The following is a 24,750-nucleotide window of genomic DNA, read 5'->3' as shown; positions in this document are numbered from 1 at the left end:
ATATACCAAGTGTTAGGTAATTGTCGAAAAGTTTGAATTTTCATCCATCCTTACTTTTCTCACAATTCCTATATTAATACAACCTGTTATATAAGTAAATAACAAGAAAGTTATTGTTTTTGATAAGTTTTTCTTATCATAATTTCTTATTTACTTCTTCTAGCCTTTTAAATGCCGTAATTGATAGCGTTTTTCAATTAGAAGATAAAACCGGTTCTTGCTTGGTTATTATACTGATAAAACGAAAAAGAGGAATGTCTCTTTTAAAAAACAACATAAAATGACATCATCCACGGAAAAATAGTCCTACGGAGGTGATTCGCTATGGCTAAAAGAAAGGCTAATCATATTATTGAGGGTATGAATGCTGCAAAAGGGCAGGGCATGGGCACCGGCTACAATGAGGAATTTGCCAATGAACCCCTAACAGAAGCGCAAAAGCAAAATAATAAAAAAAGGAAAAAGAATCAGTAAATAAGGAAAGCGGAAGCGCCTTGCCTGCCCCAGGACACTTCGAGGAGGCAGGCTGCTTTTGCCGTAAAGATATCGAAATGCACAATCCTTTATCTGCTTATTAAATTACCCGGCTGGGCTTCAGCCGGGTTTGGTTGATTTTATTCATTCATAACTTTCTAGTATTGGTTCACATCATCAACCATGGATCGCAAGTCCTGCTGAAATCTCTCCAATTGTGCCCGCTGATGATCCGATGCAACCTCTAAGGCATTTTCAATTTGAGCGTACGCTTCATTTACCTCCTGCTTAAGATGTTTAAGCTGATGGCCGTAACTGGCAGAATCTTTTACAATTTCAGCATATAGCTCCTGTGCATCTTCCATTCCCTGCTGTGCTGCCTGAAATGCCTGCTGTTTATCTTTATGATATGGCATGCTTAGTTCACTCCTAACAAAATTTGTACCATTAAATTGCGCAATTGACCCATAAAATATTCCGCCAAATCACTCAGGCGGAAATCTTGAAATTCAACCACAATTTGCAAGGCAATTTTTCATGTAAAAGAGCCAAACTAACACATGAGATGAAGGTGAATATCTCCTTCTATCTTATTGCCCATCAGCCAGTAAGACGGCAGCACAGTACAACAGCTGCCTGGAGCGGAAGTCAGCATCCTATATTATGAGGAGGGCATCAAATGAACAAAAACAATGGCAAAGACATGCGAAAAAATGCACCCAAAGGACATAATAACGATGGACAGCCTGAACCATTAAGCGGCTCGAAAAAAGTGAAAAACCGTAACCATACCAGACAAAAACATAATTCCCACCATGATATGTAAAATTTAATCAAAAGCAGCTGCCTAAAGATCAGGCAGCTGCAAGAATTAAATGGCAGTTAATGCTTTTATAATGATGTCTTCCTCATTTGCAGTTACTGCCCGGAGATCAATCAGTATTTCTTCCTTATATATCCTGACTATTACAGAAGGAGTACAATTTATTCTTAACTTGCGGCCAATATGCTCCGCTGAGTAGCGCCTGTGCTTTAAAACGGCAATCCAGGACGGCAGTTCAACATCAGGCATTGTGCCTCCCCCAACTTGCCCTGTACTTTCTCTCATAGAGCATTCATAATCCTTCGCAGCTGCTTGTAATCTGTGAAGAAATTGTGCTGTTCTCGCTTCGAGTTCATCACTGGTCGTCAATACATCATGGACCACCGGAATATTTTTCAGACCCTCTTCCCCTTTTAAGTAATCCATAAGCGTGCCTTCAAGCGCAGCAATTGTCATTTTATCAACCCGAAGAACCCGGGCAAGCTGGTGTTTTTTCAGCTTTTCGATTAAGTCCTTTCTACCGGCAATAATGCCTGCCTGCGGACCGCCCAAAAGCTTGTCCCCGCTAAAAGAAACGATATCTGCTCCCATTTTTACCACATCGCTAACAGCTGGCTCATTGCCGATTCCCTTGCTTTTAAAATCAAATAGTGCACCGCTGCCCAAGTCTTCATAGAATATGATACTTTTTTCTTTTGACAGGCGGGCAAGTTCGTCAGTTCCAACTTCTTTGGTGAAGCCAATAATTTTAAAATTGCTCGTATGCACCTTCATAATCATCGCTGTATCTGCGTTGATGACTTTTTCATAATCTTCCAAGTGGGTTTTATTCGTAGTTCCTACCTCAACCAGCTTTGCACCGCTTTCTTCCATTATGCTTGATACCCTGAAGGAACCCCCGATTTCAACAAGCTGGCCGCGGGAAACTATTACTTCTTTTTCTTCAGCAAGCGCTTTTAGAATGATATAAACGGCAGCAGCGTTATTGTTAACTGCCATAGCAGATTCTGCACCTGTCAGCTCTTTGACCAGGCTTTCCAGGTGACTGTGCCTGGATCCCCGTGCTCCTTCATTCAAGTTATACTCCAAATTGGAATAGTTCCTGGCAATTTCAAGCATATGTTCGGCTGCTGATTTGCTTAAACGCGCTCGGCCAAGATTAGTGTGAAGAATAGTGCCAGTGGCATTGATAACCCTTTTAAGTGTATAACCATACCGAACAGTGATTACCTCTTCTGCTTTTTTAAATATAGCGGCCGTAAATTCTTCCGTACCAGGCTCCTCACCGGCCCAATTCCCATCAAGAATGTTATTCCTGATCTCAGCAATGACCTCTTTAAAAACGTTAGTTGTATGTATAAAGTCAAGTTCATACTGTTTCATTAAATGAGTAAATCGCCGGTCTTGTTGCAGTTCATGAACCGGCAAAATATTTCTGACTGTACTTTTCATAAAGATCCCTCCAGCACTTGCCTGATTATTATATCATTTTTCACTATTTTACATTAAATGAATACTATAGATTGAAACAAGGGGGTTTTGAAATTGAACAAAAAGGAAGATTTCCATCCGTTTAATTTGGATGAATTGGAAAAATGGATGGAGGATTATTACTTGGACCCGCTTTCATCATATTTGGATCAAATTACTTTTCGCATCGACTTATATGATACGGAAGCGGAAATTATCGTTGAGGCGCTTTTAACAGGTTGCGTTTCAAAAGATGTAACCGTTTCCTTAAAAGAAAACACCGTGATCATTAAAGCGGTTAAAATAGATGAAACTGGTCCAATTCGCTGCGGCCAGCCATGTATGCGTAAGGTAAAGCTGCCTTTTTCAGTTATTAATAAAAGGGTAAGCGCAGATTTTTCAAATGAGATATTAGAGATTTTTATAAATAAAAATGAAGCTGGTCCAGGATGCGATAGAGATATCAGCATCGATTGATAAACTGAGATAGAGGTAGCCTTTTTGCCCTTTGTTTACATAAAGTGAAACCTCAATCAGCTGGGTTTTATCCCCCACTGATTGTTTGTTGAACCAATCGGGCCTTTACGGGCAGTTTGACCCCTAATAATCCTCCATTGATTCTTCTGAGTCTTGAAGCGGGAGTCTTACTGCCCGTTAGACTGCGATAATATTATTATGGATCAGTAAAAAACCTCCTCCCTGAGGAGAAGGTTTGGCAGTTTATAACTGCATCTTTTCAATTATTTCTTTGGTTTTAGGAAAAATGCCAGTCTCGAGCTTGGAATATAGCTTTTTTCCATTAACTGTCACTTCAAAAGCTCCACCTTTACTTGGAACCAGTTCCATTTTTGAAATCTCAGAGCGAAAATGTGTAAAAAGTTCTTCCGCGAAACTCGCGGCTTTTGGTGCGTAGTTTCACATCATGCAAAATTCAACAGTTACTTCATATGCCATATTAAAACCCCCGTGTGTAATTTGCTAAAATGTAAATATAATGACATTTTAGTATAATTATTTCATTACTGCAAATTGATTTGCTTTTCCTTCTTAATGGTTAAAAAAAGATTATGGAGTGATTTAATGGATGCACAAAAATATTTAAAACGCATTGCAGTATCGGCTGAACGTAATCTGGATCTTGATTATCTGAAAGAACTTCAGAGCAGCCATATGCACAAAATTCCTTTTGAGAACTTGGACGTAACAAGAAAAATTCCTATTCAGCTGGACAGAGATGCGTTTTATGAAAAAATTCTTGAAAGAACCAGGGGAGGCTTTTGCTATGAATTAAACGGCCTTTTTCAATACCTGCTGTCAGAACTGGGATTTCAATCCCACTTGATTTCCTGCACCGTCAAAAAGCCGGATGGATGGGTTAGAGAAGATTCCCATGCAGCCATACTGGTTTATTTGAATCAAATTCCATATTTGGCGGATGTAGGATTCGGCGATTCTGTCAGGCAGCCTTTACCTTTAACGGGTGAGGAAAAAACAGATGTAAGCGGAACTTACAGGATAAGAGAGTCCGTTGAAGGTAAATATGACCTTCAAAGACTTGAGGATGGTGAATGGAGGATTCTTTACCGTTTTTCTGATAAGCCAAAGCAGCTGAGTGACTTTCATGATGCATGTTTTTTCAATCAGACTTCTCCTGAATCCCATTTTACACATGGCGACCTGGCCACTATTGCGACAAAGAATGGCCGTGTTACACTCTCAGGATTGACTGTCACTAAGTCTGGAGAAGGCACAAAAGAAAAATATGAACTAACCGAGGAGGAAAAAAAGGAATTTCTCCGCGAGCAATTCAATATAAAATTGTAAAAAGGGACTGCCATACGGCGTCCCTTTTGCTTTTTCATAACTTTGTTCTTAGTTTATCAAGCATATCAGCAGTCATCTTGGCTAGATCGAAATCTGCTTTGAAGCCCCACTCTTCTTTTGCTGCGCTTGCATCAATCGAATTTGGCCAGCTGTCGGCAATCGCCTGGCGCACTGGATCCACCTCATAGGAAATTTCAAACCCCGGAATATGCTTTCTGATCTCTGCCGCAATCTGTTCAGGTTCAAAACTCATTGCAGTTACATTGAAGGAATTGCGGTGAATGAGTTTATCTGCATCGGCTTCCATTAAATCAACGATGGCATTTAATGCATCCGGCATATACATCATGTCCATATATGTGCCCTGGTCGATATAAGAAGTATAGCGGCCATTTTTAATCGCTTCGTAGTAGATCTCAACAGCGTAATCAGTCGTTCCGCCTCCTGGAGGAGTAACATAAGAAATTAAACCAGGGAATCGCAAGCCTCTGGTATCAACACCAAATTTGTAATAGTAGTAATCAGACAGTAATTCGCCCGCTACCTTGTTCACGCCATACATAGTAGTTGGGCGGTGAATTGTATCCTGAGGTGTGTTGTCTTTTGGCGTAGAAGGGCCAAATGCGCCAATGGAGCTTGGCGTAAAGAATTGTGCGTTGCACTCTCTAGCCGTTTCAAGTGCATTCATAAGCCCCCCCATATTTAAATTCCATGCAAATACCGGGTTGGCTTCAGCTGTTGCTGATAACAGGGCTGCCATATGGATGACTGTATCCACATTATATTTTTTAGCCGTATCCAGCATTGATTTTGCATCAGTAACATCAACCATTTCAAACGGTCCTGATTGGGCAGCTTCAGACTCATTTTTTCTGATGTCTGTTGCAATAACATTGTCTGTTCCATAGATTTCTCTTAATTTCAAGGTTAGTTCAGAGCCGATCTGGCCTAAAGCTCCAGTAATCATAATTCGTTTCATCTTATTCCTCCAACATTTCCTCTTTGCCTTCTAGATTTTGTTTATAGTCAAACTTAAATAATTCCCATTTCTTTGCCGACTTTTTCATAAATGGCAATAGCCTGATCCAGCATTTCTTTCGTATGTGCCGCAGAAGGCATATTTCTGACACGTCCCGTTCCCCTTGGGACAGTCGGGAAGACGATTGATTTCGCATAAACGCCTTCTTCATTGAGTTTTTTGCTGAATTCCTGTGTCTTTACTTCATCTCCAACAATACAAGGAGTGATTGGTGTTTCACTGTCCCCGATATCAAATCCTAATTTTTCCAGACCATCCTTAAGATAGTTGGCATTTTCCCATAACTTTTCATTCAGCTCTGTGCTTTCCATCAGCAGCTCAATGGCTTTCGTGCTTGCTGCTACATCAGCAGGTGTTAAAGAAGTTGAGAATAGGAATGGTCTGCTGCGGACTTTCAGCCAATCAATCAGGTCCTTTTTGCCGGCCACATATCCGCCGACAACACCTATTGCCTTAGAAAGTGTTCCGATCTGGAAGTCGATTTTATCGGAAAGGCCAAAGTGTTTAACAGTCCCTGCTCCTTTTCCAAGCACTCCTGAACCGTGTGCATCATCAACATAAGTGATCAGATCGAATTCTTCCGCGATCTCCACAATCTCAGGAAGCTTTGCGATATCCCCATCCATTGAGAAAACACCGTCAGTAATGACCATGATTTTGTTGTACTGTCCAGATTCTTTTGCTTCCTTCGCTTTCGCCCTTAAATCTTCCATATCAGAATGATTTACGCGAATAATCTTAGCTTTCGATAGACGGCATCCATCAATAATGGATGCATGGTTTAATTCATCAGACAGAATAGCATCGTTTTTATCCATTACAGCTGAAATAGCTGCCATGTTACAATTAAAACCAGACTGGTATGCGATGGCTGCTTCTGTATGTTTGAACTCAGCAAGCTTTTCTTCAAGTTTTGTGTGAAGTTCAAGCGTTCCATTTATAGTACGGACAGCACCTGCTCCAACCCCATATTTCTCAATTGCTTCGATGGCTGATTTTTTAAGTCTTTCATCAGTGGCCAAACCTAAATAGTTATTGGATGAAAGATTAATCAGTTCTCTTCCATTGATTTTGATTATAGGGCCATTTGGGCTTTCAAGAGGGTCGATTACGTTGTAAAGTCCTCTATCCTTTAAATCCTCCAGGTTTTCCTGTAAAAAAGCATCTAAAATTTTGCTGGTCATCTCAGTATCCCCCAGTTCATTTTTATTGAATGTCGCCAACTCATACACAACTGTATTTTCAGCACGGACATTATTTCATGAAACAAATAAAGCTATGTAAAGGTTTTTCAATTTATACTTTAACACATTTTTTCATTTTGTACACTTATGAAGGACAGATTTTCTTTCAGTTTCATTATGATTGCCTGTTATATAGTTTGCCCTTTTAATTTGAAAAAATTTACCCTTCCCATTTTAGCCCCATTGAATAAATATGCACACAAATGAGCTGTTTACTCTATGAAAACAAAGGGAACCAATCAAACATAGAAAAATAGGTCAGGCATTTTGCCTTTGGAGGTATTTATAATGAAACATCCATTAAATGTAACTTCTGAAATTGGAGAATTAAAGACGGTCCTTCTGCACAGGCCTGGCAAGGAAATTGAAAATCTTACACCTCAATATTTGAAAAGACTTTTATTCGATGACATTCCCTTTTTGCCTGCCATTCAAAAAGAACATGATTATTTCGCCAATATACTAAGCAATCGGGGAATTGAGGTCTTATATCTTGATAAATTGATGACAGAAGCCATTCAGCAGGACGAGACGAGAATTTCCTTTATTGAAAAGGTCTTATGGGAAAGTCAATCGAATATAAATGGTTCCTACGAAACAGTAAAAGACTATCTCTGGTAAGGAAAGTGATGTCAGGTGTCGTAAAATCGGATATTGATCAGGATAAGAAAATTCATCTTCATGAACTGATGCCGGATCATTATCCTTTTTATCTGGACCCGATGCCAAACCTCTATTTTACCCGGGATCCTGCTGCGGTTATAGGTGAAGGGATTACCATTAATCGAATGCATGAACCTGCAAGGAGACGGGAATCCATTTTTATGGACTACATAGTGAATCATCATCCCCGTTTCAATAAACATGAAATCCCTGCTTACTTTAAACGTGATGATCTCTATTCACTGGAAGGCGGAGATGAACTGATATTGAGCGATGAAGCGGTAGCCATTGGTGTCAGCGCAAGAACTTCTGCACAAGGGATAGAAAAACTTGCAATGGAACTATTCGCCCGCCAGAAATCCATAAAAAAAGTTGTCGCAGTTGAAATTCCCAAAATCCGGGCATTCATGCACCTGGATACTGTATTTACTATGATTGACCACGATAAGTTCACCTACCATCCAGCTATTGAAGATAGAGATGGCAGTATGAAGATTTACATACTGGAACAGGAGGAGAATTCCGACCTTCTTAAAATTACAGAGAAAAACTCTTTGAAGGAAACTCTAAAAGAAGTTCTTCATCTTGATGAATTAGTGTTAATCCCTTGTGGAGGAGGCTGCCCGATTGCATCGGCACGTGAACAATGGAACGATGGATCCAATACACTCGCAATTGCTCCAGGTGTTGTTGTAACTTATGACCGGAATTATGTCTCAAACGACATCCTCCGTCAAAATGGGGTTGAGGTCATTGAAATTCTCAGCTCAGAACTCTCAAGAGGACGGGGTGGCCCAAGATGCATGAGCATGCCGATTATAAGAGAAAATATTAGCCAGTAAATCGGGCGGTTCCCTATACCGCCCGATTTTTTTATGTGCTCCAATAAATTTATATGATCATCCTCCTCTCCTCCTTCTGAAAAAACCAGTTCTTTTAAGAAAAAACGCAAATATAAATATATTAATGCCATTTAAAACAAGCATTCTCCTCACCTTTTTATAGGATTTTCTTCTTAATAATTGATTTTTATTTATAATAATTATAAAAAAGTATTGATTTTACTTTGAGAAGTGTTATCATTACAAATATAAGCAAGTTATTAAAACTTTTATGAGGTGATTATCGAATGACAAAAAAGAATAATCTCACGACAAGCTGGGGCGCACCTGTTGGCGATAACCAAAATTCAATGACTGCAGGCTCAAGAGGGCCAACATTGATTCAGGATGTTCACTTACTGGAGAAGCTCGCCCATTTTAATAGAGAACGTGTGCCTGAGCGTGTTGTTCATGCAAAAGGTGCGGGTGCACATGGCTATTTTGAAGTTACAAATGACCTCACTAAATATACAAAAGCCGCATTTCTGTCTGAAGTAGGCAAAAGAACGCCTTTATTCGTACGCTTTTCAACTGTAGCCGGCGAACTTGGTTCTGCTGATACTGTACGCGATCCGCGCGGCTTTGCCGTTAAGTTTTATACAGAAGAAGGAAACTACGACCTTGTAGGAAATAATACGCCTGTATTCTTTATCCGGGATGCAATTAAATTCCCTGATTTCATTCATACACAAAAGCGTGATCCAAAGACACATCTGAAAAATCCCACAGCCGTTTGGGACTTCTGGTCCTTATCCCCTGAGTCTCTGCACCAGGTAACCATCTTAATGTCAGACCGCGGCATACCTGCAACCCTTCGACATATGCACGGTTTCGGCAGCCATACATTTAAGTGGGTAAATGAACAAGGAGAAGGTGTCTGGGTAAAGTATCACTTTAAAACTGAACAGGGCGTTAAAAACCTTAGCGTGGACGCTGCAGCGAAAATGGCTGGAGAAAACCCTGATTACCATACAGAGGATTTATTTAATGCAATTGAGAATGGCGATTTCCCATCGTGGAAACTATGCGTGCAAATCATGCCGCTAGAAGATGCAAATACTTACCGCTTCGATCCATTCGATGTAACAAAGGTATGGTCACAGAAAGATTATCCTTTAATCGAAGTAGGACGCATGGTACTGAATAAAAATCCTGAAAACTACTTTGCTGAAGTTGAGCAGGCTACCTTCTCTCCTGGAACGCTCGTGCCGGGTATTGATGTTTCACCTGACAAGATGCTCCAGGGCCGTCTGTTCGCCTATCATGATGCACACCGCTACCGCGTAGGTGCAAACCATCAGATGCTGCCAATCAACCGCCCTAAGAACGAAGTGCAAAACTATCAGCGTGACGGTCAGATGCGCTTTGACAACAATGGCGGAGGTTCTGTTTATTACGAGCCGAACAGCTTTGGAGGACCTACTGAGGCACCGGAGCACAAGCAGGCTGCATACCCTGTTTCCGGTTTAGCCGAAAGCGCTGTGTATGATCATAATGACCACTACACACAAGCCGGTGATCTATACCGCTTAATGAGTGAAGAGGAACGCTCCCGTCTTGTGGCAAACATTGTTGCTGCCATGAAGCCTGTAGAAAAAGAAGAAATTAAGCATCGCCAGATTCAGCATTTCTTTAAAGCGGATCCTGATTACGGTACACGTATTGCTAAAGGTCTTGGCCTGGCAGTTCCGCAGGGAGTTAAGTGAACCATTAGAAACAGAGAAAGGTGCCAATAACCTAATTGGCACCTTTTTTCCGGGTAAAGTGTTAGTGTGACCCCCTATTTGATAATCCCCCAACATTACTTTCAATTTATCCCTATAATCGAATTACATTTTTCACAGGAAATAACTTTAGATAGAAAAAACAGTCTAAATCTAGTAAGATATCCACATGGAATATTAGAGAAGGGGTAAAAAAATGAGCGTATTAAATGTACAAAATTTAAGTCACGGTTTCGGTGATCGTGCGATTTTCAATGATGTGTCTTTTCGACTTTTAAAAGGTGAACACGTTGGACTAGTTGGGGCAAATGGTGAGGGTAAGTCTACTTTCATGAATATTGTTACCGGGAAGCTGCAACCCGACGAGGGGAAAGTTGAGTGGTCACGGAAAGTTCGTGTTGGTTACTTAGATCAGCATGCTGTACTTAAAAAAGGCACTACGATGCGTGATGCTTTGAGTACTGCTTTTCAATATCTTTTTGATGCGGAATCAGAGATCAATGAACTTTATGCAAAAATGGGTGATGAAGGCGCTGATATCGATGCATTACTTGCAGAAGTTGGCGAGCTGCAAGAAACTTTAGATAGTAATGATTTCTATCAAATTAATTCAAAAGTTGAGGAAGTTGCTCGTGGCCTGGGATTAGACGATGTTGGACTTGATCGTGATATAGATGATCTTAGCGGTGGGCAGCGTACGAAAGTTTTACTAGCTAAGCTTTTGCTGGAAAAGCCTGAAATCCTTTTACTGGACGAGCCTACAAACTATTTGGATGAACAGCATATCGAATGGCTGAAGCGCTATTTACAGGAATATGAGAATGCATTTATCTTGATTTCACATGATATTCCATTCTTGAACAATGTTGTTAACTTGATCTATCACATGGAAAACCAAGAGTTGAATCGCTATGTTGGTGACTATGATAACTTCTTAAAAATATATGAAGTGAAAAAGCAGCAGCTGGAGTCTGCATACAAGCGTCAACAACAAGAAATTGCTGATTTAAAGGATTTCGTTGCTCGCAACAAGGCAAGTGTTGCGACTCGTAATATGGCGATGTCTCGTCAAAAGAAGCTCGACAAAATGGAAATTATTGAATTGGGAAGAGAGAAGCCGAAACCAGAGTTTATTTTCAAAGAAGCTCGTGCAGCCAGTCGTTGGATTTTCACGACTGAAGATCTTGTTATTGGTTACAATGAACCACTTTCCCGCCCGCTGAATTTGAAAATGGAACGCGGACAAAAAATTGCATTCGTGGGTGCTAACGGTATTGGTAAGTCTACTCTTTTAAAAAGTATTCTTGGATTGATTAGTCCCATTTCGGGTAAAGTGGAACGCGGTGAGTATCAATACATCGGTTACTTCGAGCAGGAAGTTAAACAGTCCAACTACAACACTTGTATTGAAGAGATTTGGAGCGAGTTCCCAAGTATGAATCAGGCTGAAGTTCGTGCTGCTCTTGCAAAATGCGGATTAACGACGAAACATATTGAAAGTAAAATCGAAGTCCTTTCTGGTGGCGAAAAAGCCAAAGTTCGATTGTGTAAAATTTTAAACACAGAAACGAATTTATTAATTCTGGACGAACCTACCAATCACTTGGATGTGGATGCAAAAGAAGAATTAAAGCGTGCTTTAAAGGCATATCGCGGAAGTATCTTGATGGTATCCCACGAACCTGATTTCTATCGTGAAATTGCGACCGATATTTGGAATTGTGAGGATTGGACTACGAAAGTTTTTTAATCTCAATAAATAAGTTTAAACGGTATCAGGTCAATAAAGTAAACACAATCACACTCCCCTGCCAAGCAGGGGATTTTTCATTTCAGGCCCCTTTTTATCAGGTACAAACATTGTTCACAAAAGATACTTAATTGCCTTCAGGAGCTCCATATAAACATTCTAATAGCATACTCTGGTCATTTCCTATAAATGGATCACTCAAAAGCAATACAGGCAATGATTTCTTCGTGTATAATAAGGGAAGTTTTCAATAATGGAAGCGGTTAATATTGATGAAAAATAATTGGCAAAGGACTTAGAACATTCATGATAAAAAAGAAGATTGCCTGGATTACAGACAGCACAGCTTATATTTCTGAGGAGCTGCTCGAACATCCTGATGTTTATGTTGTGCCTCTATCAATAACATTCGGTGAGGAGTCGTTTGAAGATGGCATTGATTTAAACACAGAGCAGCTATATAGCCGAATCCGGACTGAAAAAGAAGTTCCTAAAACTTCACAGCCATCTTCCGGGAGATTTGCTGAGCTATTTGAATCATTGAAGAATGAATATGATGCTGCGGTTGCCGTACATGTTTCCAGCAAATTAAGCGGCACGATGAACAGCTGCCTGGCTGGATCAGAGCTGGCAGGGTTCCCTGTATCGGCAGTTGATTCAAAATGCATGTCTTATGCCATTACGTCTTTAATGTACAAAGGATTAAAGCTTGCTGAGAATGATATGCCAGCACATAAGATTGCTGAAATCCTGCAAGGTGAGGCAGCTAAATCTGAGAATTATATTTTGCTTGGAAGCCTTGAGCAATTTTATAAAGGCGGCAGAATGTCAGGAACACAATACTTGCTGGGAAGCATATTGAAAATAAAGCCAATAATCCGGATTAACCGGGACGGGGAGTTTGAATTGTTTGATAAAGTCCGTTCGGATAAAAAAGCAATTAAAAGAATGATAGAATTGCTCGGGGATGCATACGAAAGCCACACCATTCCTCAGGTTCAAATCATGCACGGGAATGTGCCCGGAAAAGCGGAGGAAATGGCGGAGGAAATAAAATCACACTTTCCCCGCCTCGATATTATCATTGGTGAAATAAGCTCAACTATTGCTGCCCATGCAGGTGAAGGAACCATCGCTATCATTTGGCAGAATGAAAAGTAGAAAAAAGCACTCTCCCTAAGGAAAAAGGGAAAGTGCTTTTTACTATTCAACCCACGAATACATGTACTTTTCATCTTCTATTGACTTAGCTTTTTTTACCAATTTTAATGGCCTGAATGTATCAACCATTACAGCAAGCTCGAGTGTTTCCTTTTTTCCGATGCTGGCTTCTGTTTTCCCAGGATGAGGCCCATGTGGAATCCCGCTTGGATGAAGGGTGATAGAGCCTTCCCTGATACCCTTTCTGCTCATAAAGTTGCCTTCCACATAGTAAAGCAGTTCATCACTGTTGACATTGCTGTGATAGTAAGGGGCAGGGATGGCCTCTGGATGGTAGTCATATAACCTGGGAACAAAAGAACATACAACAAAGTTATGTCCTTCAAATGTCTGATGAACTGGCGGGGGCTGATGGACCCTTCCAGTAATCGGCTCGAAGTCTTCAATATTAAATACCCACGGATAGAGATAGCCGTCCCAGCCTTCCACATCAAGCGGATGATGGTTCAGGATATGAGAATGCAAATATCCCCTTGTTTTCGTAATAACTTCATGTTCCCCTTTTTGATCATATGTTTCCAAGGTCTCCGGTCCCCGAATATCTCTTTCGCAGAATGGACTATGTTCGAGCAGCTGTCCATATTCATTCCGGTATCTTCTTGGGGTTGTAATTTGGCTGAAGGACTCCACCAGAAGCACTTTAGTCAATTGCTCTTTGTCCGGAATCACCCTGTAAATTGTGCCAATCGGAATAATGACATAATCCCCCGGACGATAGGTTAATGTTCCGAACATGGTCTCAATCTTTCCTGTGCCATAGTGAATATAGAGCATCTCATCGCCATCACCATTCCGGTAAAAGCTTTTCATCGGCTCTGTAATTTTTATAGTGCCTATTAAAAGATCATCATTCCCAAGCAGATATTCCCTGGCTGAAAGCGCATCCCCTTTCTTTTCGATTTGATCTGTAAACAAATGGCGGTGCTTCAAGCTTTCCTGCTCTTCATACTCGGGAACATATTTTCCTATCAGCTCACTTCGTGCTACCTCTGTAGGCATATAGTGATGATAAAGAATGGATTGGGTACCGGAAAAACCTTTTGTTCCCATAACCTGTTCCCTGAAAAGAGTTCCATCCGATTTTTTGAAAGTCGTATGCCTTTTGTGCGGGATTCTACCCATTTGGCGATAAAACATGTTTCCACCTCACTCGTTTGCAATTCGATTTTTTAAGACTCCAAGACTTGCAATCTCAAGCTCCACTTCATCTCCTGATTCAAGCCAGCGGTGAACATCTGTGCCGAGCTCAAGGATGCAGCCGCTGCCAACAGTCCCGGAGCCTATCAGTTCACCTGGGCAAAGGGTTACACCGTCAGAAGCCCGCTCAATCATTTCGTAAAAAGAATAGTAGATATCCTGCATATTCCCTTCAGATAGAAGAGTCCCGTTTACTTTTGCTGTCATCGGCAAATCATAGCCGTTTTCAACACGGAAATCCTCAAGCTCATCTTTTGTAACGATATATGGCCCTGAAGAAGTGGCAAAATCCTTCCCTTTTGCAGGGCCAAGGCCTACCTTCATTTCTTTGCGCTGAATGTCTCTTGCACTCCAGTCATTTAAGATGCAATACCCGAAAATATAATCATCGGCTTCAGAAGCTTTGATATCCCTTCCTTCTTTTCCAATGATGCAGCCAATTTCAAGCTCATAATCAAGCCATTCGCAATGGCTTGGTCGTAAAATTTCTTCATTCGGCCCCTTGATGCTTAAATGATTTGAGAAATAAAAAACTGGTATGTCATACCATTCGGGTATCATATCAAGACCGCGGTTGGCTCTTGCTGTTTTCACGTGTTCCTCGAAAGCATAAAAATCCCGGAAGCTTTTTGGATTTGGAAGTGGAGCTTTTAAGGTGACTTCTGATAAAGGATAAACCCCTCTATCAGTGTCCTTCAGTTTTTTGCCGGAAGATAAGTATTCCATAAAAAATTCATGATTCTCCAGGAATGCCAGCATTGTTTTAGGAAGAACACCATTGGTTGCTTCATGCATATCAACGGCATGCTCCTCATTCTTCAGCCAGCCAGCTCTAATGGATCCATCTGATTTTTGGAAGGTTATGAATTTCATAGCATCACCTTGGGTCTGTTTTTCGGATTAATTCAAATATATCCGTCATCGGCCTGGTATATATATGTCCTGCCATCCGGCCAACTGGCTTCAATTTCTCTGAATTGATCCTTCCATTTTCGTATATTCCTTCAGCAACATGCACATGCTCCACTTTTCCAATCACAAGGCTTCCTGAACCAGGTTGTTCTCCAAAATGGAGCACCTGATGGAGACTGCATTCCAGGTGGACTTTTGATTCTTTCACCCGAGGAGGATTCACAGTCGCACTTTTTTCTTTAGTTAGCCCGGCGGCGATTAGTTCGTCTGTACCAGCAGGATAATCCGCAGCACAAATATTCATCTTTTCAGTAAAGTCCTCACTGACAATGTTAATAACGAATTCCTTTGTCGCTTCGATATTGGCGAGCGTATCTTTCTTAGAGCCATCCATCCCTTTTCGCATAGGTGAAAAACAAATCAGCATCGGATCTGCACATATAGCAGTAAAAAAGCTAAATGGAGCTGCATTTACATTTCCATCCACATCCATCGTGGTAACAAACGCAATGGGACGCGGCAGGATAGAACCAACCAGCAGCTTATAAGCGTCATTCCATTCCAGACTGGCAGGAGTTAATTCCATACACTTTACACCGCCTTTTCATTTAAAAGTTTGTTTATCACATTCATGGCTGCTTCATTATCTTCTCTTGTACCTAAAGTCATCCGAAAAGCATCAAGATATCCCTCAAGCTTCATTTGCCGTACAACTAAGCCATTTGCAATCAAGTTTTCCGCCAAAGGATACTGACTGAAAATATAAATAAAGTTGGTTTGGGAAGGAAAAAAGCCAACGTGTATATCTTTTAACTTTTGGCTCACAAATTCCATCTCATTGGCATTTTTGTCAGCACATTCCCTTATAAAGCCCTGATCATGTAATGCTGCTGCAGCGGCTGCCTGTGCCAGATGATTGACATTAAAAACATCTTTTACCTTTTGTAGTTCATTCACTATCTCGGAATCCATAATTCCATAGCCGACACGGAGTCCGGCTAGACCATAAATTTTTGAAAAAGTCCTCAGAATGATCAAGTTTGGCTTTTTTTCCAAAAGTGAAATAGAGTCAAGGTAATCTGCAGATTGCACATATTCATAGTAAGCTTCATCTAGAATAATCAAGACATTCGAAGGAACTTTTTCGATGAATTGCAGAAGTTCTGTTTTACCGACAATGGTTCCGGTAGGATTGTTAGGATTGCAGATAAATACCATTTTTGTTTTTTTGCTGATCTGCGCATACATGGCATTTAGATTATGAGTGCCATTATGCAGCGGGACAGTTATAGCACTGCCGCCTTCAATCAGGACGTTTGTTTCATATCTCGGAAAGGTTACCTGTGCCATAATAGCTTCGTCTCCAGGACTTATGTATGCTCTAGTCAATAAGCGGATGATTTCTTCTGAACCATTGCTTATTATAAATTTATCTTCACCAATATTGTAGAACCCGGCCAGTTTGCGCTTGAGCAGGGAAACAGTTCCGTCCGGATAAAAATAAATACTGTTTATTGCTCTGCTGATGCTGTTCTTCACTTCTGGTGAACACCCATACACATTTTCATTATCAGACATTTTCCGGACAGCCATTAAATTGAACTTTTCTTTGATCTCTTCCGGCGAGCTGCCAAGAGGATAAGAAACAATCTTCTCCACTGCGCTTTTGGTCTGGATTCTGGACATCTGCGCTGCCTCCTTACTTAATTATTAAAAAAGGGAGAAAGCATCTCCCTTTTAGGCTGAAAAATTATAGGTTCCCGCGTCTTTCCTGTTCCCTCTCAATTGATTCAAAGAGTGCTTTAAAGTTGCCTTCACCAAACCCTCTTGCACCTTTACGCTGAATGACTTCAATAAAAAGGGTGGGGCGGTCAACTATTGGCTTCGTGAAGATTTGCAGCAAATACCCTTCGTCGTCACGGTCAACGAGTATATTCAATTCTTTCAGTTTATCAATCTCTTCATCAATCTTTCCTACGCGTTCAGAAAGCATTTCGTAGTAAGAATCAGGTGTACTTAAAAACTCCACCCCATTTTTGCGAAGGATGCTGACAGTGCTGACGATATCCTCTGTCAGGATGGCCAGATGCTGCACACCTGGGCCGTTGTAGTATTCAAGGTATTCCTCAATCTGGGATTTGCGTTTCCCTTCTGCAGGCTCATTAATAGGGAACTTTATCCTGCCGCCATTATGCATGACCTTTGACATCAGTGCGGAATATTCTGTTGTAATGTCTTTATCTGTAAAGTGTTTCATTTCCTTAAAGCCCATTACATTTGCATAATAATTCACCCATTCCTCCATTCTCTCTACATTTCCAACAACATGGTCGATTCCTATAAAACCGGCATCTTCAAATGGAACTTCCGTTTGATAAGGCTCAAAGCCAGGCATGAATACGCCTTTATAGTTATTGCGTTCGACAAGTGTGTGAATTGTATCTCCATATGTACCAATAACTGCTTTTTTTACTGTGCCTTGCTCATCCTTTATCTCAAAAGGCGGCTGTATTTCAATTGCTCCTCTTTCGACTGCAGCATTGTAGGCAGTTTCAACATCATCGACGGCTAAAGCAATATCTTTTACGCCATCCCCATGCTTTTTAATGAAATTCGATACTCTGGAACTATCATTTAAAGTTCCGGTAATTACGAGGCGGATCTTTCTTTGCTGAAGAACATAAGACACCGTTTCCCTATTGCCTGTTTCCAGACCAGAATAAGCAACTGGCTTAAAGCCGAAAGCCGTGCAGAAAAAATGGCAGGACTGTTTCGCATTCCCTGAGTAGATTTCTAAATAATCTACCTCCTTCACAGGAAAGAAATCGGCTTTATTTTGTTCCTTTAACATTTTTTCATCTTTCATGCTAACCCCTCCATTTCAAATATTAGTAATATTTTGAATTTATCATATATGAAACCTGCAAACGTTCTCAAGAGTTCAAGTTAAAGCTATAATGCACTTCTGCATTAAAGTAAGCTACAATTTTAATATTTGCTCATTTATACTTTTGGGCGGGATGTGAATAGCCTGATTCCTTAAAGCTTCTACAGCTTCGAGCAAGCTTTCATTTACACTTGGATGGGGATAGTTTGGGAAAATTAGATCTTCATCCCTGGCTGCCATTTCCAATGCAATAATGCCGGCTGAAATTAGCTCTATTGCCCCAGTGCCTACCATGTGGATTCCCAGAAGAACTTGTTTTTCCTTGCAGCTGATGACTTTTATAAATCCTTCTTTTTTTCCGGTCAGAGCGCTAAATCCGTTGGCGGACAATGAAAATTGGCCAATTTCAATATCGTTGCCCATGTTAATTGCTTCCTTTTCCGTTAACCCTGCACTTGCAATGGGAGGCTGTGTATGAGCTACAATTGGAATGAAATGGAAATCTGATTGAGATTGAATCCCAGCAATAGCTTCTGCAGCTGTTTTTCCTTGTTTAATTGCTTTAACAGCAAGGGCCGGACCTTCTGTTACATCACCCACTGCGAAGATATGATTCTGTGTAGTCCTGCTTTGGGCATCCACCTTTATAAACCCCGCTGCACATTGTTCAACCCCTATTCGGGATAGTCCCAGCTGATCAGTGTTTGGTTTAATGGGTGTTGAAACAAAAAAATGTGAGCCTGAAATTGTTTCTTTTTTTCCCTTTAATTCGAAGGACACTGTAAACATGCCTTCATTTTGCTGTAATTCCATTACATCCGAATTTCTTACAATGTCTATTTTTTTCTTTTTTAAAATCCTCTTCAGTTCCCGGCAAATGGATTGATCAAAATCAAAATCCTCTTTACCATCATTAAGGATCATAGTCACTTTAGATCCCAGTGTCTGAAAAGCCATACCTATTTCAAGCGCAATATAGTCACTGCCATAGATTAATAGTTTATCGGGTAATTCACTCAACTCTGAAATGGAATGCTGATCTAATACCATTTCACTTAACTCTCTGATCCAAGGTGGTTTGTCAGGTGTTCCTCCGGTCGCAATGATTGCATTTCTGAATCTGAAAACATCAAATTTGTCTCCTTTTTCGATGCCAACCTTATCCTCCGACAGAAAAAAAGCTGAACCATTAAGCATCTCAATTTTATTGGCTTTACAGAGTGCTTCAATTCCTGCCCGGAGCTGTTCAACTTTCTTCTGCTTGTATTGCTTAAGCTTGTTTAAATTAATCGATATATCTCCTCCTTCAAGCCCCCAGTTTTCCCCCTCTTGAAATGAAGTGAATTTTTCTGCAGACTGTGTTAGGATCTTTGAAGGTATGCAGCCTTTATTTAAGCAAATCCCGCCAAGCTGGTCCTGTTCAACCAATGTAACACTGCGTCCAAGCTGTGCAGCACGGATCGCAGCATGATACCCTCCGGGACCGCCGCCGATAATGATGACATCGCGCTCATGTGCCAGTTCTCCAACTACCATTTATACCATCTCCAGAACAAGCATTTTCGGATTTTTAATCAATTCAGCAAACCGGTTAGTAAAGCGTACAGCTGTCGCCCCGTCTGCAACTCTATGATCAAAAGACATAGATATATTCATCATTGACCGGATCACAATCTGGTCATCGTCTGTCACAACAGGCATCTTCTTTGTTTTATGAAAAGATACCAGTGCGGTTTGCGGATGCTGAATAATCGGTGTCGCTCCAAAGCTTCCGCCCAGGGGTCCTACATTGCTGATCGTGAATGTCCCTCCAGATATTTCTTTGACAGAAAGCTTATTTTCCACCGCTTTTTCCGTGAGCAGTTTCATCTCCGCATGAATTTCTCTGATTGTCTTATTCTCAACATGGGTAATGACCGGAACGATGAGCCCCTCATCCGTATCAACCGCAATACCGATATGGTGTACACTTGCCAAATGTATTTCTTCTTTTTCTTCATGCAGGACTGCATTGAACACAGGAAATTCTTTCAGGCAAATTGACAATGCCTTCAGGAAAAAGGCTGTTGCAGATATATTTTCGTTCAGAATTTTAAGTTCTTTTCTGAAAGTGATCAGCTCGGTTACATCGATTTCTTCAAAATGGGTACAATGCGGAATGGTATTGAGGGATTGTGCCATTTTCCTGGCAATCTGTTTTCTTCTGCCCCTAAACGGAATGATTCCTTTCTCAGCAGGCGGGCTTATTATAGTATCTATCGAAACCGCTAGCTCCTGTTCAGCTGGGTCAGGCTTACTCTGTGCAGATGCTAAGTATTGATAGATATCTTCATCCAAAATACGGCCGGCAGGACCAGTCCCTGTAATATTCTCAATGTCTATCGAATTTTCGCGTGCTATTTTTCTCGTAAATGGGGAAGCAAGCACCCGTTTTCCTTTGAATGCCGAAAAAGATTGCACTGGCTCCTGCGGCTTAGGAGTGTTTGCAGGATGAGAAGTGACCTTCACTTTCTCAATGCCATCATGTCCCGAAGTCTCTATAATTAAGATGGTCGTCCCCACTGTAATCCTATCGCCAGGCTCCACTTTAAATTCCTTAATAATTCCCGCTCTGGGAGCAGGTATTTCAGCAGTCATTTTATCAGTCTGTACTTCAACTAGCGGTTCATCGGCTCTGACTGCATCACCAGGTTTGACTAAAAAGCAATTGATATCTGCTTCTGTCATGCCTTCTCCAATATCGTGAAGTTTCACTTCCACAGTCTCTCCTCCTAAAACTTCATTACTTTTTCTATTGCTTGCTGGATCCTTGCCGGAGTTGGCAGGTAATGGTCCTCAAAACCGAAATATGGCACTGGTGCATCAAATCCAGTAACCCGTTCAACAGGTGCTTTCTGATATAAAAACGATGTATCATTAATAATGGCAAGCACGTCATTTCCTACTCCGCCGGTAGCATGAGCTTCATGGACAATGACTGTTCTCCCTGTCTTTTGGACAGATTCTGCGATCATATCTTTATCCAGAGGGAAAAGAGTTCTTAAATCAATCACATCACAATGAGTGTTTTTTTCTTTCATCAGCTTTGCCGCTTTCATAGCCTCAGGCACCATGGCTCCCCATGTAATGACCGTCACATCATCACCCTCCATGAGCTTATTGCCTTTGCCAATATCAATGCTATACTTCCCTTCAGGAACTTCCTCCTTGGCCGAACGATAGCAGCGCATCGGCTCAAGAAACAGAACTGGATCCGGGTCTTCAATGGCAGCAATCAGCAGCCCTTTCGCGTCATAGGGACTGGAAGGGCAGACTACTTTAATGCCAGGCATATGTGTAAAAATGGCTTCCGTTGAATCACAGTGAATTTCCGGAGCCCTTACACCTGCACCATATGGAGCCCTTATAACCATCGGAACAGTAAAATGTCCCATCGTCCTCATTCGGATTCTCGAAGCATGTGTCATGATTTGTTCATATGCAGGATAAATAAAACCCAGAAACTGAATTTCAATCACCGGCAAAAACCCATTTACAGCCATGCCAATCCCCGCTCCGACAAATCCCGCTTCACTTAAAGGAGTATCAATTACACGGCCTTCGCCATACTTAGCCTGAAGACCATCAGTTGCGCGAAAAACACCACCGTTCTTTCCGATATCTTCGCCCAGCAGCAAAACCTCTTCCTTTTCATTCAGCATGGTATCCAGTGCATCGGTAATAGCTTGAACCAATGTCATGGTTTTTGCTTCTACTGCCGTTTTCATTATCGGTCACCTCCCATCATCTTCAAGTACTCCTCTTTCTGCTGCCTGATTTGCCATGTCGGCTCTGCAAAGACATGGTCAAAAATAACTGCTGGATCGGCAGGAGGAAAATCCTCCATTTCAGCTATAGCCTTATCTATTTCAGCAGCAGCTTTCTCTTCAGTTGTCCGCACCCATTGCTCATCGAATCTCCCCTCATTTTTCAACCAGCGCTCCAGTCTTAAAATAGGGTCAGTCTCCTGTCTTCTATTGGTGCTTTCCGATTGATCACGGTATTTAGATGGATCATCTGCAGTGGTATGTGCCCCATATCTCCACGTAACTGCTTCGATTAGTGTCGGCCCTTCACCTTTACGAGCCCTTTCTAATGCATTTAAGGTTTCAAAATAAACCATGAAAACATCATTCCCATCGATTCTGACTCCCGGAATATCGTAAGCCAGGGCTTTCTGGGCGATTGTTTTTGTATTCATCTGCTTGTTAAATGGAACAGATATGGCGTATTGATTGTTTTGATTAAAAAAGACAACCGGAGCTTTAAAAATACTGGCGATATTCAACCCTTCATGAAAATCCCCCTCTGAAGTCGCACCGTCTCCAAAATAAGCAATAGCGGCATTTGATGTACCTTTTTTCCTTTCAGCGAAAGCAGCTCCTGCCGCATGAGGGATTTGTGTCGCAATCGGGATGGCCGGAGGAAAAATTTTCTTTCCATCAGGCGGCACACACCCTTCATTTCTTCCGTTCCAAAACAACAGGATATTTCGCAGTGAGTGGCCAAAGGTCATAGCTGCTCCGTGATCGCGATAGGTAGGGAACATCCAATCGTTCTCCCTTAGGGCAGCTGCAGTTCCGACCTGGGAAGCCTCCTGTCCTTCATAAGGTGCATATGTGCCTATCCTGCCCTGACGCTGGAGTGAAATAGCCTTGCGGTCAAAAATACGGATTCTTACCATATGTCTATAAAACTCTTTTACAAGTTTTTCAGTTATTTTTTCTTCATAATCGGAATTGATGATGTTTCCATTTTCGTCCATTATCCGTCTGATCGGAAAGTGATTTTCCATCTTCTCACCCTTTGGCTATTGAATTATTTTTATCACTTTTATACGGTACATACATTGTTATCCAAGCAAAAAAATTAGGTCCTTACTGACCACTTCGGGCGTTTCATATGGGAGAAAAAGCTATTTCTGCGTGTGCGCGCTTCAATGCGGCTCTCGCAGAATTGGTTGGCTGCTTCCACTGTTGTTATACCATTTGCTTCAGCATGTTCGTAGATGTTCAGAAGAGAGTTATAAATAGCTTTTGTTTTGCGGAGTACCCTTTCCTTATTAGGTGTGTATAATTCGTCTGCTACCTGGATTAATCCCCCTGCATTCACAATATAATCGGGAGCGTATAATATGCCCTTATCTTTTAGGATCTGACCATGTCGCATATCTATAAGCTGGTTATTGGCAGAACCTACGATCGCTTTTACTTTAAGCAGGCCGATTGTGTCATCATTAATGACCCCGCCCATTGCACATGGAACAAAAAAGTCTGCAGGTGCCTCATATATATCATTTCCGGATAGTACCTTCACCCCGGCACCAATTTCTTTCGCTTTGCATAGGAGCTGGTCGATTGCCTGCCGGCTGATATCTGTCACATATAAATCTGCCCCTTCCTCCAGCAGTCTTTCTGCCACTTTATATCCAACTTTGCCTAGTCCCTGAATGGCATAACTTTTGCCTGAAAGGTCCTCTGCTCCTGTCAGGGCTTTACTGGTTGCCTGCAGGCCATAAATAACACCTTGTGCAGTTGGTACCGAAGAATCGCCGCTTCCTCCATAAACCTCATCAACCCCTACAATGCAATTCGTTTCCTTTAGGGCATGAACAAAATCTTCTGTAGAAGTACCCATGTCTGTTCCTGTATAGAATCTCCCGTTCAATGATTCAACAAATTGGCCAAAAGCACGGAATAGTTCGGGTGTTTTATCTTTTAATGGATCCCCGATAATTACAGCCTTCCCGCCTCCGAAGTCACAATCGGCAGCTGCACATTTATAGGTCATGCCTTTTGATAATCGGAGGACATCTTCAAGGGCATCATCGACACTGTTGTATGGAAACATACGGCAGCCTCCCAATGCCGGCCCCAATCTGGTGCTGTGGATTGCAATAATAGCCTTTAAACCGGTAGATTCATCGTTGCAGAAAACGACTTGTTCATGATCTTTAATTTTTTGAAACATATCTGTCATTTCATTCTCCCCTTTATTTATGATAGCGCTTACAATAAAATTAAATTAAAATGCCTTTTTTAGGCTCAGATGCTTCTAATCTTTTAAACTCTCTTTAACATTTCTGCAATCTTGCTTTTCTTCAGAATCACCTGTTTAACTTCACCTTTGCCTGCCAGGATCTTTCCATTATGGACGGTTACAGTTGAGTAAACTGAATTTCCATCCAGCTTGGATACGGTAGCCGTAATGATAATGGATGAGCCTTCAGGTGATGGGGATAAATGCCTGGCAGAAACAGCTCCCCCCATCCCTTCTTCTCCCTCTTCCAAGTAAGGGATGATCAGCAGGCGGGATGCCCACTCCATGTGATAGATCATCGTTACGGTTGAATAGACAGGATGAATGACCTCCCCTTCAAACTGTGCGAACATCTCAGGAGATACCACTGCATGGACAACTGCCTGATTTCCAATTTGCAGCCCAGGTTTCATTCCATCACTCCCTGTTATATATAAAAATATGTATGACGTTTATTTAACGATATGATACCATTACGTTAAATAAATAGTCAATAAATTGTAAAAACTTTAAAAATTCTTTTCATTTACACCCATAAAAAAAGGATTAACCAGCAAATTTGG

General features: G+C 41.3%; 23 protein-coding genes and 1 pseudogene. 8 read left to right on the top strand and 16 right to left on the bottom strand.

What is annotated here, in order from left to right:
- Positions 1–324: 324 nt before the first annotated feature.
- Positions 325–474 (top strand): small acid-soluble spore protein O, encoded by a 150-nt coding sequence (gene sspO, locus JI665_RS05700; RefSeq protein ID WP_206837421.1) that lies wholly within the window; start codon positions 325–327, stop codon positions 472–474.
- Between the two features lie 158 nt (positions 475–632).
- Here sspO and JI665_RS05695 read toward each other — a convergent pair whose 3' ends face one another.
- Positions 633–890 carry a hypothetical protein gene (locus tag JI665_RS05695; RefSeq protein WP_009334724.1) on the bottom strand — a complete coding sequence of 86 codons (258 nt, stop codon included), beginning with the start codon at positions 888–890 and terminating at the stop codon, positions 633–635.
- Between the two features lie 263 nt (positions 891–1,153).
- On the opposite strand from JI665_RS05695, the gene JI665_RS05690 reads away from it, so the two are divergent.
- Positions 1,154–1,300, top strand: a complete 147-nt coding sequence (locus tag JI665_RS05690; protein WP_009334725.1) for a small acid-soluble spore protein P — start codon at positions 1,154–1,156, stop codon at positions 1,298–1,300.
- Positions 1,301–1,345: 45 nt separating this feature from the next.
- Here JI665_RS05690 and selA read toward each other — a convergent pair whose 3' ends face one another.
- Positions 1,346–2,749 carry an L-seryl-tRNA(Sec) selenium transferase gene (selA, locus tag JI665_RS05685; protein ID WP_206837418.1) on the bottom strand — a complete coding sequence of 468 codons (1,404 nt, stop codon included), beginning with the start codon at positions 2,747–2,749 and terminating at the stop codon, positions 1,346–1,348.
- A gap of 93 nt (positions 2,750–2,842) precedes the next feature.
- Between selA and JI665_RS05680 the strand changes: the two genes are divergently transcribed.
- Positions 2,843–3,244, top strand: coding sequence for an Hsp20/alpha crystallin family protein (locus JI665_RS05680; protein WP_206837415.1), 402 nt, complete (start codon positions 2,843–2,845; stop codon positions 3,242–3,244).
- A 243-nt stretch (positions 3,245–3,487) separates the two neighbouring features.
- Here the strand turns inward: JI665_RS05680 and JI665_RS29165 are convergent, their stop codons facing one another.
- Entirely contained in the window at positions 3,488–3,721 is a 234-nt protein-coding gene (locus JI665_RS29165) for an Rdx family protein (RefSeq protein WP_349769501.1), read from the bottom strand.
- Between the two features lie 126 nt (positions 3,722–3,847).
- On the opposite strand from JI665_RS29165, the gene JI665_RS05670 reads away from it, so the two are divergent.
- The gene (locus JI665_RS05670) at positions 3,848–4,591 is read left to right on the top strand and encodes an arylamine N-acetyltransferase family protein (RefSeq protein WP_206837412.1); all 744 of its coding nucleotides are present in this window, start codon (positions 3,848–3,850) and stop codon (positions 4,589–4,591) included.
- Positions 4,592–4,625: 34 nt separating this feature from the next.
- Here the strand turns inward: JI665_RS05670 and JI665_RS05665 are convergent, their stop codons facing one another.
- Both JI665_RS05665 and JI665_RS05660 read right to left on the bottom strand, forming a co-directional pair.
- Positions 4,626–5,570: an L-threonine 3-dehydrogenase gene (locus JI665_RS05665; RefSeq protein WP_206837410.1), complete on the bottom strand. Its 945-nt coding sequence runs from the start codon at positions 5,568–5,570 to the stop codon at positions 4,626–4,628.
- A gap of 53 nt (positions 5,571–5,623) precedes the next feature.
- The gene (locus JI665_RS05660; protein ID WP_206837407.1) at positions 5,624–6,814 is read right to left on the bottom strand and encodes a glycine C-acetyltransferase; all 1,191 of its coding nucleotides are present in this window, start codon (positions 6,812–6,814) and stop codon (positions 5,624–5,626) included.
- Positions 6,815–7,162: 348 nt separating this feature from the next.
- Between JI665_RS05660 and arcA the strand changes: the two are divergent.
- The 4 genes and pseudogenes from arcA (at position 7,163) to JI665_RS05640 (ending at position 13,053) form a co-directional block, all read left to right on the top strand.
- Positions 7,163–8,379, top strand: a pseudogene (gene arcA / locus JI665_RS05655) (arginine deiminase).
- Between the two features lie 287 nt (positions 8,380–8,666).
- Positions 8,667–10,124 (top strand): catalase, encoded by a 1,458-nt coding sequence (gene katA / locus JI665_RS05650; protein WP_206837405.1) that lies wholly within the window; start codon positions 8,667–8,669, stop codon positions 10,122–10,124.
- A gap of 214 nt (positions 10,125–10,338) precedes the next feature.
- On the top strand, positions 10,339–11,892 hold the full coding sequence (locus JI665_RS05645) for an ABC-F family ATP-binding cassette domain-containing protein (RefSeq protein ID WP_206837403.1): 1,554 nt from the start codon (positions 10,339–10,341) through the stop codon (positions 11,890–11,892).
- Positions 11,893–12,198: 306 nt separating this feature from the next.
- The gene (locus tag JI665_RS05640) at positions 12,199–13,053 is read left to right on the top strand and encodes a DegV family protein (protein WP_206837400.1); all 855 of its coding nucleotides are present in this window, start codon (positions 12,199–12,201) and stop codon (positions 13,051–13,053) included.
- A 42-nt stretch (positions 13,054–13,095) separates the two neighbouring features.
- On the opposite strand, the gene JI665_RS05635 is transcribed toward JI665_RS05640, so the two are convergent.
- From JI665_RS05635 to JI665_RS05585, 11 genes are all read right to left on the bottom strand, one after another.
- On the bottom strand, positions 13,096–14,250 hold the full coding sequence (locus tag JI665_RS05635) for a homogentisate 1,2-dioxygenase (protein WP_206837397.1): 1,155 nt from the start codon (positions 14,248–14,250) through the stop codon (positions 13,096–13,098).
- A gap of 9 nt (positions 14,251–14,259) precedes the next feature.
- On the bottom strand, positions 14,260–15,183 hold the full coding sequence (locus tag JI665_RS05630) for a fumarylacetoacetate hydrolase family protein (protein ID WP_206837394.1): 924 nt from the start codon (positions 15,181–15,183) through the stop codon (positions 14,260–14,262).
- Positions 15,184–15,187: 4 nt separating this feature from the next.
- Positions 15,188–15,808 carry a flavin reductase family protein gene (locus JI665_RS05625; protein ID WP_206837392.1) on the bottom strand — a complete coding sequence of 207 codons (621 nt, stop codon included), beginning with the start codon at positions 15,806–15,808 and terminating at the stop codon, positions 15,188–15,190.
- 5 nt (positions 15,809–15,813) lie between these two features.
- A complete protein-coding gene (gene hisC, locus JI665_RS05620) occupies positions 15,814–16,908 on the bottom strand; it encodes a histidinol-phosphate transaminase (protein ID WP_206837389.1) in 1,095 nt (364 codons plus the stop codon).
- Positions 16,909–16,972: 64 nt separating this feature from the next.
- Positions 16,973–18,088: a 4-hydroxyphenylpyruvate dioxygenase gene (hppD, locus tag JI665_RS05615; protein ID WP_206837387.1), complete on the bottom strand. Its 1,116-nt coding sequence runs from the start codon at positions 18,086–18,088 to the stop codon at positions 16,973–16,975.
- A 114-nt stretch (positions 18,089–18,202) separates the two neighbouring features.
- Positions 18,203–19,645, bottom strand: coding sequence for a dihydrolipoyl dehydrogenase (gene lpdA, locus JI665_RS05610; protein WP_206837383.1), 1,443 nt, complete (start codon positions 19,643–19,645; stop codon positions 18,203–18,205).
- A complete protein-coding gene (locus JI665_RS05605) occupies positions 19,646–20,869 on the bottom strand; it encodes a dihydrolipoamide acetyltransferase family protein (RefSeq protein WP_206837381.1) in 1,224 nt (407 codons plus the stop codon).
- 11 nt (positions 20,870–20,880) lie between these two features.
- A complete protein-coding gene (locus JI665_RS05600; RefSeq protein WP_206837378.1) occupies positions 20,881–21,876 on the bottom strand; it encodes an alpha-ketoacid dehydrogenase subunit beta in 996 nt (331 codons plus the stop codon).
- Complete coding sequence (gene pdhA, locus JI665_RS05595; RefSeq protein ID WP_206837375.1) at positions 21,876–22,943, bottom strand: pyruvate dehydrogenase (acetyl-transferring) E1 component subunit alpha; 1,068 nt, start codon at positions 22,941–22,943, stop codon at positions 21,876–21,878. The genes JI665_RS05600 and pdhA overlap by 1 nt, the downstream gene beginning before the upstream one ends.
- Positions 22,944–23,017: 74 nt before the next feature.
- Positions 23,018–24,127 carry a Leu/Phe/Val dehydrogenase gene (locus tag JI665_RS05590; RefSeq protein ID WP_206837372.1) on the bottom strand — a complete coding sequence of 370 codons (1,110 nt, stop codon included), beginning with the start codon at positions 24,125–24,127 and terminating at the stop codon, positions 23,018–23,020.
- Between the two features lie 83 nt (positions 24,128–24,210).
- Positions 24,211–24,600 carry a thioesterase family protein gene (locus JI665_RS05585; RefSeq protein ID WP_206837369.1) on the bottom strand — a complete coding sequence of 130 codons (390 nt, stop codon included), beginning with the start codon at positions 24,598–24,600 and terminating at the stop codon, positions 24,211–24,213.
- Positions 24,601–24,750: the final 150 nt, after the last annotated feature.

It is taken from the genome of Bacillus sp. NTK034, assembly GCF_017303275.1.
In the GTDB taxonomy this organism is placed as follows: Bacteria; Bacillota; Bacilli; order Bacillales; family Cytobacillaceae; genus Cytobacillus.
This window is presented reverse-complemented; position numbering and strand designations above follow the sequence as displayed.